The following is a 12508-nucleotide window of genomic DNA, read 5'->3' on the forward strand; positions in this document are numbered from 1 at the left end:
CCCGGCGCGCTGCTCAGACCAAGTGCAGTTGCACGCCCCAGTCGCGCAGCCGGCGGGCCAGCGCGGCCGGAGGTGGGGCGTCGCTGTACAGCTGGTCGACCATCTGGATGGAGCCCAGGCGCACCAGCGCGTTGCGTCCGAACTTGCTGGAATCGGCGGCGAGTAGCACCTGCCGGGCGTTGCGGATGATCGCCTGGGAGACCCGCACCTCCTGGTAGTCGAAGTCCAGCAGACTGCCGTCCTCGTCGATGCCGCTGATGCCGATCAGGGCGAAGTCCACCCTGAACTGCTCGATGAAGTCCACCGTTGCCTGGCCCACCACGCCGCCATCGGCGCGCAACGTGCCGCCGGCGACCAGTACCTCGAAGTCCTCGCAGGCGCTGAGCTGGGCGGCGACGTGCAGGTTGTTGGTGATCACCTTGAGGCCGCGGTGGCCGAGCAGGGCGCGGGCGATGGCCTCGGTGGTGGTGCCGATGCTGATGAACAGTGAGGCCTGGTCGGGAATCCGCGCGGCTACGGCCTCGGCGATGCGCTGCTTCTCCTCGCGCATCTGCCCGGCGCGCATGGCGTAGGCGGTGTTGTGGATGCTCGAGGTCTCGCAGGCGGCTCCGCCGTGGGTGCGGCGCAGCAGCTGGCGCTCGGCCAGGCGGTTGATGTCGCGGCGAATAGTCTGCGGGGTGACGGCGAAGGCCTGGGCCAGCTCGTCGATGCTGACGTAGCCGCGTTCGCGGGCCAGTTCCAGGATGCGTTGCTGCCGGGGCGCGAGGGTCATGGAGGCGTCCTTCGAAAGGCTGTCGTCCGCGGGGATTTAGGGCTAAGGTAGTCGAAATCCTGCCGTCATATTTTCGTAATCGAACATGACCCCCGCCATCGATCTCCTGAAGAAAGCCAAGGCCGAATACCAGGTACATACCTACCAGCACGATCCCAAGACTCCTTCCTACGGCCTGGAAGCGGCGGAAAAGCTCGGCATCGACCCGGCACGGGTGTTCAAGACCCTGCTCGCGGCGAGCGACAAGGGCGAGCTGCTGGTGGCCGTGGTGCCGGTGGCCGGCAGCCTGGACCTCAAGGCCCTGGCCAAGGCCGCCGGGGCGAAGACCGCCGACATGGCCGATCCGGCCGCCGCGCAGCGCGCCACCGGCTACCTGGTCGGCGGCATCAGCCCGCTGGGGCAGAAGAAGCGCCTGCGCACCTTCATCGACGAGTCGGCGCGGAACTACCCTACCATCCACGTCAGCGGCGGGCGGCGCGGCCTGGAGGTGGAGCTGAGTGCCGAGACCCTGGCCCAGCACACCCAGGCCAGCTTCGCGGCCATCGGCCGACCCTGAGTGTACCCGCCGCCACCGTAAGCCGGGACCGGCGCCAGCCGTCCTGAAAACCCGGCCTGCCGGGCGTGCAGGCCAGGGAGCAACAAGAACAAGGATCACGCCATGAGCCAGTACCTGCTAGCCATAGATCAGGGCACCACCAGTTCCCGGGCCATCGTGTTCAGCGCCCTGGGCCTGCCGGTGGCCAGCGCCCAACAGGAGTTCAAGCAGTATTTCCCGCGCGATGGCTGGGTCGAGCACGACGGCGAGGAAATCTGGCTGACCACCCTCAAGGTCTGCCGCGAGGCGATCCGCCAGAGCGGCCTGAACGTCGCCGAGATCGCCGCCATCGGCATCACCAACCAGCGCGAGACCACCTTGGTGTGGGACGCCTGCAGCGGCGCCCCGATCCACCCGGCGATCGTCTGGCAGGACCGCCGCACCGCCGACTACTGCGCCGAGCTCAAGGCCGCCGGCCACGAGGCTAGGGTGGCGGCCAGGACCGGCCTGCTGATCGATCCCTATTTCTCCGCCACCAAGCTGCGCTGGATCCTCGACAACGTGCCCGGCGCCCGCGAACGCGCCGAGCGCGGCGAGCTGCGCTTCGGCACCGTGGACAGCTTCCTGCTCTGGCGCCTGACCGGCGGCCGGGTGCATCGCACAGACGCCAGCAATGCCTCGCGCACCCTGCTGTTCGACATCCACCGCCAGCAGTGGGACGACGAGCTGCTGGCGTTGTTCGACATCCCGCGCAGCCTGTTGCCAGAGGTGCTGGACTGCGCCGCCGAGTTTGGCGTCACCCGCGAGGACCTGCTCGGCGCGGCCATCCCGGTGCTCGGCATGGCTGGCGACCAGCAGGCTGCGCTGATCGGCCAGACCTGCTTCCGGCCGGGCATGGTGAAGAGCACCTACGGCACCGGTTGCTTCATGATCCAGAACACCGGCAGCCAGCCGGTGGTCTCGAAGAACCGCCTGCTGACCACCGTGGGCTATCGCCTGAACGGCCAGGTGACCTACGCGGTGGAGGGCAGCATCTTCGTCGCCGGCGCGGCGGTGCAGTGGCTGCGCGACGGCATCAAGCTGATCAGCCATGCCCGCGACACCGAGGCGCTGGCCGCGCAGACCGGCGACGCCTGCGGGGTCTACCTGGTGCCGGCCTTCACCGGCCTGGGCGCGCCCTACTGGGACCCCAAGGCGCGCGGAGCGATCTTCGGCCTGACTCGCGACACCGGCATCAAGGAGATCGTCACTGCCGGCCTGCAGTCGGTCTGCTACCAGACCCGGGATCTGCTCGAGGCCATGTGCCAGGACGGCGCCACGGCGCCCAGCGCGCTACGCGTCGACGGCGGAATGGTGGAGAACAACTGGCTGATGCAGTTCCTCGCCGACATCCTCGGCGTGCCGGTGGAACGCCCGGAGGTCACCGAGACCACCGCCCTCGGGGTCGCCTACCTGGCCGGCCTGCACCTCGGCCTCTACGCTGATCTGGACCAGATCGCCCGGCTTTGGCACCGTCAGAAGCGTTTCTCGCCGAGAATGGCCGACGGCCATCGGGAGAAGCTCTACGCCGGCTGGCTGGACGCGGTGCAACGGGTACGCAGCGGTACTTGAAGTGGAGTGTGAATCTTGGCGAGGGATCTGGATCTGCGGCGGTTCTTCCAGGGACTGGTGCTGCTCGGGGCGCTCGCCGCCTGGTCCCTGCAGACGCGCAGCGAGACCCTGGTGGTGGTCGGTGACCTCTGGTGCCCGATCAACTGCGAGCCCGACAGCGACCGGCCGGGGATCTTCATCGAGCTGGCCCAGGAGATCTTCGCCGAGTCCGGCATCCGCGTCGAATACCAGACGGTCAATTGGGCACGGGCCATCCATGCGGTGCGCAACGGCCGCGCCAATGCGCTGGTGGGCGCCGGCTACGAGGACGCGCCGGACCTGCTGTTCACCACGATCGCGCCGGGTGTCTCGCGCATGTGCTTCTACGCCCGGCCGGGCAGCAGCTGGCATTTCCGCGGCATCGACTCGCTGGACGAGGTCAGCATCGGGGTGATCAACGGCTACAGCTACGACAAGACCCTCGACGGCTACATCCGGCGCCACGCCAAGAACGGCCAGCGGGTGCAGATCGCCTCCGGCGACCAGGCGCTGGGGCTCAACGTCTCCAAGGTACTGCACGGCCGCATCGACGTGATGCTGGAGAACAGCTGGGTGATGGCCAACCAGCTGGCCCGGAGTCGTGCGCCGATCCCGGAGCTGATCGAGGTTGGCTGCCGGGAGCCGGACGTGCCCATCTACCTGGCCTTCTCGCCGGTGCTGGAGCGTAGCCGCGAGCACCTGGCGCTCTTCGGGGACGGCCTGCGCCGCTATCGCCAGAACGGCCGACTCAAGGCCCTGATGGCCCGCTACGGGGTCAGCGAGTGAGCGTTCGCCTGCGCCTGGAACGCTACCGGACGAGGCAGTGATGCAGCGCATCGCCACCGAGCGCAACCTGGTGGAGACCACCTTCTTGGTGAAGGACGGGGAGCGCCGGCATATCCACCGGTTCACCCCGACCAGCGAGGTGCCGCTGTGCGAGCATGCCCGTTCGGTGGCCAGCGGCAGCCTCTGGCTCTAGCCGCGCAGCAGAGCGGATCGACGCTCTGTGGCCTGGATCCCATCCCGGCGCGCGGTGCGTCCAGCAGATGCGGGGGGCTGGCTATACTGCCCCGCGCACGACAGCCAATCAGGGACTTCGGATGACGGCACCGACTCGCGACCAACTCCTGCGTTTGCGCCGCACGCTGCTGGCCTGCATCGCCTCTCTGCTCCACCTGCTTGTCTGCTGGCTGGCCTATGGGGCCGGCTTCATGTCCATCAGCCTGGGTGGCATGGCGGTGCTGTCCTTCGTGGTGGTGGTCAGCGGCGTACTCTTCCTGCTGGCGATCTGGCTCAACCTCAACCTGCGTTTCTACGACCCGAGCATGACCATGGCACAGATGAGCTGGTCGATCGCCGTGGTTTTCGCCAGCGCCTATTTCTTCGACGGCCTGCGGCCCCTGGTACTGATGATGGTGCTGGTGGTGATGATGTTCGGCGCCTTCCAACTGGGTCTGGCGGGCTTCCTGCGCATCGGTCTGTTCGTGGTGGCCTGCTACGCTCTGCTGATGTTCGCCCTGTACCGCCGCGGCGCGCCGCTGGAGCTGCGCGTCGAGCTGCTCCAGGCGCTGGTGTTCTTCATCCTGCTGCTCGGCGTGTCGCTGCTCGGCCTGGAGATGGGCAACCTGCGGAGTACCCTGCAGGCGCGCAACCGCGACCTGCATCAGGCAGTGGAACGGGTTCAGCAGTTGGCCATCACCGACGAACTGACCGGGCTCTACAACCGCCGCTTCGCCCGCGAGCTGCTGGCCCAGCAGAAGGCACTGGCCGACCGCGGGCAGTATGGCTTCGCGGTCTGCCTGGTCAACCTGGACTTGTTCAAGACGGTCAACGAGCGCTACGGCGCCGAGGGCTGCGACCAGGTGCTGCGCCAGGTGAGCGAGCTGTTGCGCCAGGCGGTACGCGACGTGGACTTCGTCGCCCGGCTGGGTGGCGAGGAGTTCCTGCTGCTGCTCTCGGGCACCGATGGGGCGGGCGCCGAACTGATGGTCGAGCGTCTACGCCACCGCCTGCGCGAGGCCAGCTGGCAGGGCTTCCCGGATCTGCAGCTGAGCGTCTCGGTGGGGATCAGCGCGTATCGGCCCGAGGAGTCCTGGGAGGACACCCTGCAGCGTGCCGATGCCGCGCTCTACAAGGCCAAGGCCGGCGGACGCGACCGGGTGGTGCTGCAGTAGGGGCGGGGCTGCCTACAAGCCCTGGCTGGCGGAGAGGTCCTGGTAGCGGCGCACCCCGGGCTCGCCGAGGCTGAGCTGGGCGGCAATGCTGCCCTGGGCGGGGAACGCCACCAGGTGGTCGGCGGCGATGCGGATGCCGACGTGCGCGCCGATCGGGTAGTCCAGGTGGCTGGGAAAGATGGATTCCAGCAGGGTGCCGGTGGGCAGCTGCAGGCGGTAGAGGGTCGCCGCGCCGAGGAAGGTGCGGTCGACGATCAGCGCCTGCAGGTCGCTGTCCGGGGCCGGCACTATGTCGTCCGGGCGCAACAGCACGTCCACCGCGCTGCCGGTCGGCCAGGTGTAGGCGCGGTTGCCGCGGATCGGTCCCAGTTCGGTCTGCACCGCCTCGGGGCTGAGCAACTGGCCGCGGATGAAGTAGCCCTGTCCGATGAAGCTGGCCACGAAGGGGGTCAGCGGCTCGTGGTAGAGGTTGTAGGGCGTGTCCCACTGCTCCAGATGGCCATTGTTGAACACCCCGATGTGGTCGCTCACCGCGAAGGCCTCCTCCTGGTCGTGGGTGACCAGGATGGCACTGGTGCCGCGCGCCTTGAGGATCTCCCGTACCTCGTGGCTGAGCCGCCGGCGCAGGTCGCCGTCGAGGTTGGAGAAGGGCTCGTCGAGCAGTAGCAGGCGCGGCTGCGGAGCCAGGGCGCGGGCCAGGGCGACGCGTTGCTGCTGGCCGCCGGACAGCTCGTGGGGGTAGCGGCGCGCCAGGTGGCCGAGCTTGACCAGCTCCAGCAGCTCGTCGGTGATGCGTTTGCGCTCGGGATGCTTGCGGATGCCGAAGGCCACGTTGTCGGCCACGGTCAGGTGCGGGAACAGCGCGTAGTCCTGGAACACCATGCCGATCCGGCGCTTCTCCGGAGCCAGGGTGTAGCCGGCCCGGGAAATCACTTCGCCGCCGAGCTGGATCTCGCCCTTCTGTACCGGCTCGAAGCCGGCGATGGCGCGCAGGGTGGTGGTCTTGCCGCAGCCCGAGGGGCCCAGCAGGCAGCCGATATCCCCACTGTTCAGGTGCAGGCTGAGGTTCTCGACGATCCGCTGGCGACCGTAGCCGCAGGACAGGTCGCGCAGGCTCAGCAGCAGCTCGCTCATGCGTGGTGGTAGGCCGGCTCGACGAGCATTTCCAGCAGGGCCTTCTGCGCGTGCAGGCGGTTCTCAGCCTGGTCCCAGGCGCAGGAGCGCGGGTCGTCGAGCAGGTCCTCGCTGATCTCCTCGCCGCGGTGGGCCGGCAGGCAGTGCAGGAAGATCACGTCCTCGGCGGCCTGGTCGAGCAGCTCGCGGGTCACTTGGTAGGGACGGAAGCTGGTCATGCGCTCGTCGGCCTCGTCTTCCTGGCCCATGGAGGCCCAGACGTCGGTGGTCACCAGGTGGGCGCCCTGGACCGCCTCGCGCGGGTCGCGTAGCAGGGTCACGCGATCGCCAGCCTGGGCGAGCAGGCTGGCGCTCGGCTCGTAGCCTTCCGGGCAGGCGACGCGCAGCTGGAAGTCGAACTGGATGGCCGCCTCGATGTAGCTGTTGCACATGTTGTTGCCGTCGCCGATCCAGGTCACCGTCTTGCCCTGGATGCTGCCACGGTGTTCCAGATAGGTCTGCATGTCGGCGAGCAGCTGGCAGGGGTGCCGGTCGTCGGACAGGCCGTTGATCACCGGCACCCGCGAATGGGCGGCGAACTCGGTGAGGGTAGCGTGGGCGAAGGTGCGGATCATCACCGCGTCGAGCATGCGCGACATGACGATGGCGCTGTCGGCGATCGGTTCGCCGCGGCCGAGCTGGGTATCGCGCGGCGACAGGAAGATGGCCTGGCCGCCGAGCTGGATCATGCCGGCCTCGAAGGACAGGCGGGTACGGGTGGACGCCTTCTCGAAGATCATCCCCAGTACCCGGTTCTTCAGAGGCTCGTAGAGCACGCCTCGGTTGCGCAGGTCCTTCAGCTCGATGCCGCGCCGGATCAGGCTGGTCAGCTCCTGCGGCGTGCAGTCCATTAGCGAGAGGAAGTGTCTTGCGCTCATGGTGAGTGTACCTACGACTTGTTATCTCAGTTTTGGGCCGAGGTACTGGCCGGCTTTCGCAAGAAAAAACGGACTGAACCTGCGGCGGGACCGCATGGAGCGGAAATCAGGGAAAGGCGCGATCTTATAAGGAAGTATCGCGTCGGGGCAAATTCTCTCCGCGCGGCCGGGAAAGCGTCAGGGGCGGCGGGGAGTGGCGCATCGCCGGGGCGATCCTTCCGTCTGATGGTGGTGGATTCACGTTCTGAAGCCGGTGGCGGATCCGCCGCCGCCGTTCCATAGTGCAGCTCACGCCCGGCCCGCTGCGTGCCGGCGCACCACAACAAGAAGAGGTGAGGCCATGACCAGAACCCTCCATCACCGTGCATGCCATCTCTGCGAGGCCATCTGCGGCCTGAGCATCGAGGTCGAGCGGCAGGCCGACGGCTCCCAGCGCATCCTGTCGATCAAGGGCGACGCCGAGGACCCCTTCAGCCGCGGGCACATTTGCCCCAAGGCGGTGGCCCTGCAGGACATTCAGGACGACCCCGACCGCCTGCGCCAGCCGCTGCGCCGCCACGGCGACAGCTGGCAGCCCATCGCCTGGGCTGAGGCCTTCGAGCTGGTGGCCGAGCGCCTGGCGGACATCCAGCGCCGCCATGGGGCGAACGCCGTGGCGGTCTACCAGGGCAACCCCAGCGTGCACAATTACGGGCTGATGACCCACAGCAACTACTTCCTCGGTCTGCTGAAGACCCGCAACCGCTACTCGGCCACCTCGGTGGATCAGCTGCCGCACCACCTGATCAGTCACCTGATGTACGGCCATGGCTTGCTGATCCCGATCCCGGACATCGACCACACCGACTTCATGCTGATCCTCGGCGCTAACCCGCTGGTCTCCAACGGCAGCATCATGACCGTGCCGGACGTGGCCCGGCGGCTCAAGGCGCTGCGCGCACGCGGCGGTCGACTGGTGGTGGTCGACCCGCGGCGCAGCGAGACGGCGGCGGTCGCCGACCGCCACCTGTTCATCCGCCCCGGCGAGGACGCGGCGCTGCTCCTGGGGATGCTGCACACCCTGTTCGCCGAGGGGCTGACCAGACCGACGCCGCTGCCGGTCAGCGGCCTCGACGCGGTGCGCGAGGCGATCGCGCCCTTCGATTCTGAGGCCATGAGCCGGCGCTGCGGCGTGTCGGCAGGGGAGATCCGCCAACTGGCCCGCGACTTCGCCGCCGCCGAGCGGGCGGTGTGCTACGGGCGCATGGGCATCTCCACCCAGCCGTTCGGCAGCCTCTGCCAGTGGCTGGTACAACTGATCAACCTGGTCACCGGCAATCTCGATCGTGAGGGCGGCGCGCTCTGCACCCTGCCGGCGGTGGACCTGGTGGCCAGCACTTCCGGCGGGCACTACGCGCGCTGGCGCAGCCGGGTCTCCGGGCTGCCCGAGTTCGCCGGCGAACTGCCGGTGGCGGCGCTCGCCGAGGAGATACTGACCCCCGGCGAAGGGCAGGTGCGTGCGCTGGTCAGCGTGGCCGGCAACCCGGTGCTGTCCACCCCCAACGGCCGGCAGCTGGAGCGGGCGTTGGCCGGGCTGGAGTTCATGGTCAGCATCGATTTCTACCACAACGAGACCACGCGCCACGCGGAGCTGATCCTTCCGCCCACGGCGCCGCTGGAGCACGACCACTACGACACCTCCTTCAACTTGCTGGCGGTGCGCAACGTTACCCGCTTCAACGAGGCGCTGTTGGACAAGCCGGAAGGCGCGCTGCACGACTGGGAAATCTTCGTCGCCCTGGCCCGCGCCTTCGCTTCGCGTACTGGCGCCGAGCTGAAGCCCACTCTGCCGCCGGAACAACTGATCGATCTCGGCCTGCGCCACGGTCCCTACGGCGAGAGGAGCGAGCACAGGCTGTCCCTTGCCGTGCTGCGCGAGCATCCCCACGGCCTCGACCTGGGCCCGCTGCGCCCGAACCTGGCCGGCCGCCTGAAAACCCCCGACGGCCGTGTGCAGGCCGCACCCGAGCCGTTGCTCGCCGACCTGCAGCGTTTTGCCACCCAGCCTGCGCCCGAGGCGGGTGCCCTGCTGCTGATCGGCCGCCGCCATCCGCGCAGCAACAACTCCTGGATGCACAACTACCGGCGCTTGGTGAAGGGCAAACCGCGTCACCAGCTGCTGATGCACCCGGAGGATCTGGCCCGGCGCGGCTTGGTTGACGGTCAGCGGGTGCGGGTGCGTTCGCGGGTCGGCGAGGTGGAGGTGGACGTGGCGGCCAGCGAGGAGATGATGCCGGGGGTGGTCAGCCTGCCCCACGGCTGGGGACATGACCGCGCTGGCGTGCGCCTGGCCATCGCCCGCGCCCAGCCGGGCGTCAGCGCCAACGACCTGACCGACGAGCGCCGCCTTGATGCACTGTCCGGCAACGCCGCGCTGAACGGCATCCCGGTGGAGGTGGAAGCGACCTGAGGAGAGACCGAGCGGGACGCTGGGCTTTGCTGTACAATCGCGTCATCAGGCCGGCCGTCAGGCCGGAGAGTTCAGTGCCGAGGTGCCCAATGGATATCATCGAAACCATCAAAGAGCAGATCGCCAACAACGCCATTCTGCTGTACATGAAAGGCTCGCCCAACGCTCCGCAGTGCGGCTTCTCCGCCCGTGCGGCGCAGGTGGTGATGGCGTGCGGCGAGAAGTTCGCCTACGTCGACATCCTGCAGAACCCGGAGATCCGCGCCAACCTGCCGAAGTACGCCAACTGGCCGACCTTCCCGCAGCTGTGGGTCAACGGCGAGCTGGTCGGCGGCAGCGATATCCTGGTGGAGATGTTCGAGAAGGGTGAACTGCAGACCCTGATCAAGGAAGCCGCGGCCAAGGCCAACGCCGCTTCCTGATTCCGCACCGGAAACGAAAAGCCCCGCAACCGCGGGGCTTTTTCTTGGGCGGCGGGCAACTGGCGCTCAGTCTTCCATCTGCGACTGCAGGTAGTTCTCCAGGCCCACCTTGTCGATCAGGTCCAGCTGGGTCTCCAGCCAGTCGATGTGCTCTTCCTCGGACTCCAGGATGTCCTCCAGCAGGTCGCGGCTGGCATAGTCGCCGACGCTCTCGCAGTAGGCGATGGCGGCCTTGAGGTCGGTAAGGGCGCTCAGCTCCAGCTTCAGATCGCAGGTGAGCATCTCCTTGGTGTTCTCGCCGATGTGCAGCTTGCCGAGGTCCTGCAGGTTGGGCACACCCTCCAGGAACAGGATGCGCTTGGTCAGCTTGTCGGCGTGCTTCATCTCGTCGATGGATTCGTGGTACTCGTGCTCGCCGAGTTTCTTCAGACCCCAGTCGTCGTACATGCGGGCGTGTAGGAAGTACTGGTTGATCGCGATCAGCTCGTTGCCGAGGACCTTGTTCAGGTGCTGGATGACCTTTTTGTCGCCTTTCATGTTCGCCTCCTGCCGCGAGCAAGGTTACGGGATCTTCCTGATTCTGGTCCCGGCCTCTTTTTCTGTCAAATGTAAGTCTTTGAAAGATAAAGAAAAATTAATCTGAATACGAATGCTTTAGTTCCGCGTCTCGGCGTTAACTGCTTGATCTGCGGGTACAAAAAAACCGGACGCGAGGTCCGGCTTTCCGTTAGGCGGGGGCTCCGTACTCAGGCCGCGGCGAACCCGGCGGGGTAGGCGAGGGAGGCCTGGCTGCTCTGTACCTCGCAGAGGGTCTCGCGCACCACCTGCTTGGCTAGGCAGGCGCATTTACCGCACTGGGTGCCGACACCGAGGTTCTCGCGGACTTCCCGGTAACTGCAGCAGCCTTCGTAGATTGCTTCGCGGATTTGACCGTCGGTGACACCGTGGCACAGGCAGACGTACATATGGAGTCTCACTGCTTGATCTGTTCAATGAGCAGGATATTAAGCGTAATGAGAATGCTTGTCAAAACCGCCGGGAAGCCCTTTTCAATCTCACTCAGGCCAGCTCGGACGGGGCCTGGCGGTCGGTCACGGGAGTGGCAGAGCGCTGCCGCCGGTCGGATGAGGCCGGCAAGCCCGCAGACCGGCTTGTAAGGAAATCGTTACGCAGCCAGGGGCCTGCAATGGCCCCTAACCGTTCTCGTGTGAGGTGTAAGGAAAAGCTGACGGGAAGCGGGCCGAACAAGGTCATCCGCCCCGGCAAACCGCCTTGAGCGCCCGCCACGGCTCGTTTGTGATCAAGGCATCCCTTTGCGTGCCACCCCCGGTGGCCGGCCGATCGATAACGACAAGATGAGGAGGCTGAATGAACGCCGTGGCCAAGATCGAGCAACACAACCCTATCGGCACCGACGGTTTCGAGTTCGTCGAGTTCACCGCGCCCACCCCGGAGGGCATCGAGCAGCTACGTCGCCTGTTCGTCGCCATGGGCTTCACCGAGACGGCCAAGCATCGTTCCAAGGAGGTCTGGCTGTTCCAGCAGCACGGCATCAACTTCGTGCTCAACGGCAGCCCCACTGGCCATGTCCACGAGTTCGCCCTGCAGCATGGCCCGAGTGCCTGCGCCATGGCCTTCCGGGTCAGGAACGCCGCTCAGGCCGCCGCCTATGTGGAGTCCCAGGGCGCCAGGCTGGTGGGCAGCCACGCCAACTTCGGCGAGTTGAACATCCCCTGCGTGGAGGGCATCGGCGGTTCGCTGCTCTACCTGGTCGACCGCTATGGCGACCGGACCATCTATGACGTGGACTTCGAGTTCATCCCCGGACGCTCGCCCAACGACAACGCGGTGGGCCTGCTGGAGATCGACCACCTGACTCACAACGTCAAGCGCGGGCAGATGGACGTCTGGGCGAAGTTCTACGAGCGTATCGCCAACTTCCGCGAGATCCGCTACTTCGACATCGAGGGTAAGCTCACCGGCCTGTACTCCCGGGCCATGACCGCGCCCTGCGGGAAGATCCGCATCCCGATCAACGAATCGGCCGACGACAAGTCGCAGATCGAGGAATTCATTCGCGAGTATCACGGCGAGGGCATCCAGCACATCGCCCTGGCCACCGACGACATCTACGCCACCGTGCGCCAGCTGCGTGCCAACGGCGTGGACTTCATGACCACCCCGGACACCTACTACGAAAAGGTGGACAGCCGCGTGCCGGGGCATGGCGAGCCGCTGGACCAGTTGCGCGAGCTGAACATCCTGATCGACGGCGCGCCGGGTGACGACGGCATCCTGCTGCAGATATTCACTGGCACGGTGATCGGTCCGATCTTCTTCGAGATCATTCAGCGCAAGGGCAACCAGGGCTTCGGCGAAGGCAATTTCAAGGCCCTGTTCGAGTCCATCGAGGAGGACCAACTGCGCCGTGGCGTGCTGGCGGCGGATGGGGAATAAACTGGAAGGCGACGGCCGG

General features: G+C 66.9%; 13 protein-coding genes. 8 read left to right on the forward strand and 5 right to left on the reverse strand.

Going from position 1 to position 12508, the window contains the following annotated elements:
• Positions 1-13: 13 nt before the first annotated feature.
• Positions 14-772, reverse strand: coding sequence for a DeoR/GlpR family DNA-binding transcription regulator (locus H165_RS0104385; RefSeq protein WP_017937697.1), 759 nt, complete (start codon positions 770-772; stop codon positions 14-16).
• 85 nt (positions 773-857) lie between these two features.
• On the opposite strand from H165_RS0104385, the gene ybaK reads away from it, so the two are divergent.
• From ybaK to H165_RS0104410, 5 genes are all read left to right on the forward strand, one after another.
• Positions 858-1328: a Cys-tRNA(Pro) deacylase gene (gene ybaK, locus H165_RS0104390; RefSeq protein WP_017937698.1), complete on the forward strand. Its 471-nt coding sequence runs from the start codon at positions 858-860 to the stop codon at positions 1326-1328.
• A 102-nt stretch (positions 1329-1430) separates the two neighbouring features.
• The gene (gene glpK / locus H165_RS0104395) at positions 1431-2918 is read left to right on the forward strand and encodes a glycerol kinase GlpK (RefSeq protein WP_017937699.1); all 1488 of its coding nucleotides are present in this window, start codon (positions 1431-1433) and stop codon (positions 2916-2918) included.
• A gap of 15 nt (positions 2919-2933) precedes the next feature.
• Positions 2934-3722 (forward strand): substrate-binding periplasmic protein, encoded by a 789-nt coding sequence (locus tag H165_RS0104400; RefSeq protein WP_017937700.1) that lies wholly within the window; start codon positions 2934-2936, stop codon positions 3720-3722.
• Between the two features lie 40 nt (positions 3723-3762).
• Entirely contained in the window at positions 3763-3915 is a 153-nt protein-coding gene (locus H165_RS19080) for a PhzF family phenazine biosynthesis protein (RefSeq protein WP_017937701.1), read from the forward strand.
• 121 nt (positions 3916-4036) lie between these two features.
• Complete coding sequence (locus H165_RS0104410; protein WP_026146351.1) at positions 4037-5110, forward strand: GGDEF domain-containing protein; 1074 nt, start codon at positions 4037-4039, stop codon at positions 5108-5110.
• 12 nt (positions 5111-5122) lie between these two features.
• Here the strand turns inward: H165_RS0104410 and H165_RS0104415 are convergent, their stop codons facing one another.
• Both H165_RS0104415 and argF read right to left on the reverse strand, forming a co-directional pair.
• Entirely contained in the window at positions 5123-6244 is a 1122-nt protein-coding gene (locus H165_RS0104415) for an ABC transporter ATP-binding protein (protein WP_017937703.1), read from the reverse strand.
• Positions 6241-7161, reverse strand: coding sequence for an ornithine carbamoyltransferase (gene argF / locus H165_RS0104420; protein WP_026146352.1), 921 nt, complete (start codon positions 7159-7161; stop codon positions 6241-6243). The genes H165_RS0104415 and argF overlap by 4 nt, the downstream gene beginning before the upstream one ends.
• A gap of 340 nt (positions 7162-7501) precedes the next feature.
• On the opposite strand from argF, the gene H165_RS0104425 reads away from it, so the two are divergent.
• Together H165_RS0104425 and grxD are read left to right on the forward strand one after the other, a co-directional pair.
• Positions 7502-9610 (forward strand): molybdopterin oxidoreductase family protein, encoded by a 2109-nt coding sequence (locus H165_RS0104425; protein ID WP_017937705.1) that lies wholly within the window; start codon positions 7502-7504, stop codon positions 9608-9610.
• A gap of 89 nt (positions 9611-9699) precedes the next feature.
• Complete coding sequence (gene grxD, locus H165_RS0104430) at positions 9700-10032, forward strand: Grx4 family monothiol glutaredoxin (protein ID WP_017937706.1); 333 nt, start codon at positions 9700-9702, stop codon at positions 10030-10032.
• 66 nt (positions 10033-10098) lie between these two features.
• Here the strand turns inward: grxD and bfr are convergent, their stop codons facing one another.
• Entirely contained in the window at positions 10099-10569 is a 471-nt protein-coding gene (bfr, locus tag H165_RS0104435) for a bacterioferritin (RefSeq protein ID WP_017937707.1), read from the reverse strand.
• A gap of 209 nt (positions 10570-10778) precedes the next feature.
• Positions 10779-10997 carry a bacterioferritin-associated ferredoxin gene (locus H165_RS0104440; protein WP_017937708.1) on the reverse strand — a complete coding sequence of 73 codons (219 nt, stop codon included), beginning with the start codon at positions 10995-10997 and terminating at the stop codon, positions 10779-10781.
• A 403-nt stretch (positions 10998-11400) separates the two neighbouring features.
• On the opposite strand from H165_RS0104440, the gene hppD reads away from it, so the two are divergent.
• A complete protein-coding gene (hppD, locus tag H165_RS0104445; RefSeq protein ID WP_017937709.1) occupies positions 11401-12489 on the forward strand; it encodes a 4-hydroxyphenylpyruvate dioxygenase in 1089 nt (362 codons plus the stop codon).
• Positions 12490-12508 lie beyond the last annotated feature (19 nt).

The organism is Pseudomonas thermotolerans DSM 14292, from assembly GCF_000364625.1.
GTDB classification, from domain to species: domain Bacteria; phylum Pseudomonadota; class Gammaproteobacteria; order Pseudomonadales; family Pseudomonadaceae; genus Aquipseudomonas; species Aquipseudomonas thermotolerans.

Coding starts and splice junctions, on each gene's coding strand:
- hppD (WP_017937709.1), top strand. CDS start 11,401: ATGAACGCCGTGGCCAAGATCGAGCAACACAACCCTATCGGCACCGAC.
- argF (WP_026146352.1), bottom strand. CDS start 7,161: ATGAGCGCAAGACACTTCCTCTCGCTAATGGACTGCACGCCGCAGGAG.
- H165_RS19080 (WP_017937701.1), top strand. CDS start 3,763: ATGCAGCGCATCGCCACCGAGCGCAACCTGGTGGAGACCACCTTCTTG.
- H165_RS0104440 (WP_017937708.1), bottom strand. CDS start 10,997: ATGTACGTCTGCCTGTGCCACGGTGTCACCGACGGTCAAATCCGCGAA.
- glpK (WP_017937699.1), top strand. CDS start 1,431: ATGAGCCAGTACCTGCTAGCCATAGATCAGGGCACCACCAGTTCCCGG.
- H165_RS0104385 (WP_017937697.1), bottom strand. CDS start 772: ATGACCCTCGCGCCCCGGCAGCAACGCATCCTGGAACTGGCCCGCGAA.
- H165_RS0104410 (WP_026146351.1), top strand. CDS start 4,037: ATGACGGCACCGACTCGCGACCAACTCCTGCGTTTGCGCCGCACGCTG.
- grxD (WP_017937706.1), top strand. CDS start 9,700: ATGGATATCATCGAAACCATCAAAGAGCAGATCGCCAACAACGCCATT.
- H165_RS0104425 (WP_017937705.1), top strand. CDS start 7,502: ATGACCAGAACCCTCCATCACCGTGCATGCCATCTCTGCGAGGCCATC.
- bfr (WP_017937707.1), bottom strand. CDS start 10,569: ATGAAAGGCGACAAAAAGGTCATCCAGCACCTGAACAAGGTCCTCGGC.
- ybaK (WP_017937698.1), top strand. CDS start 858: ATGACCCCCGCCATCGATCTCCTGAAGAAAGCCAAGGCCGAATACCAG.
- H165_RS0104415 (WP_017937703.1), bottom strand. CDS start 6,244: ATGAGCGAGCTGCTGCTGAGCCTGCGCGACCTGTCCTGCGGCTACGGT.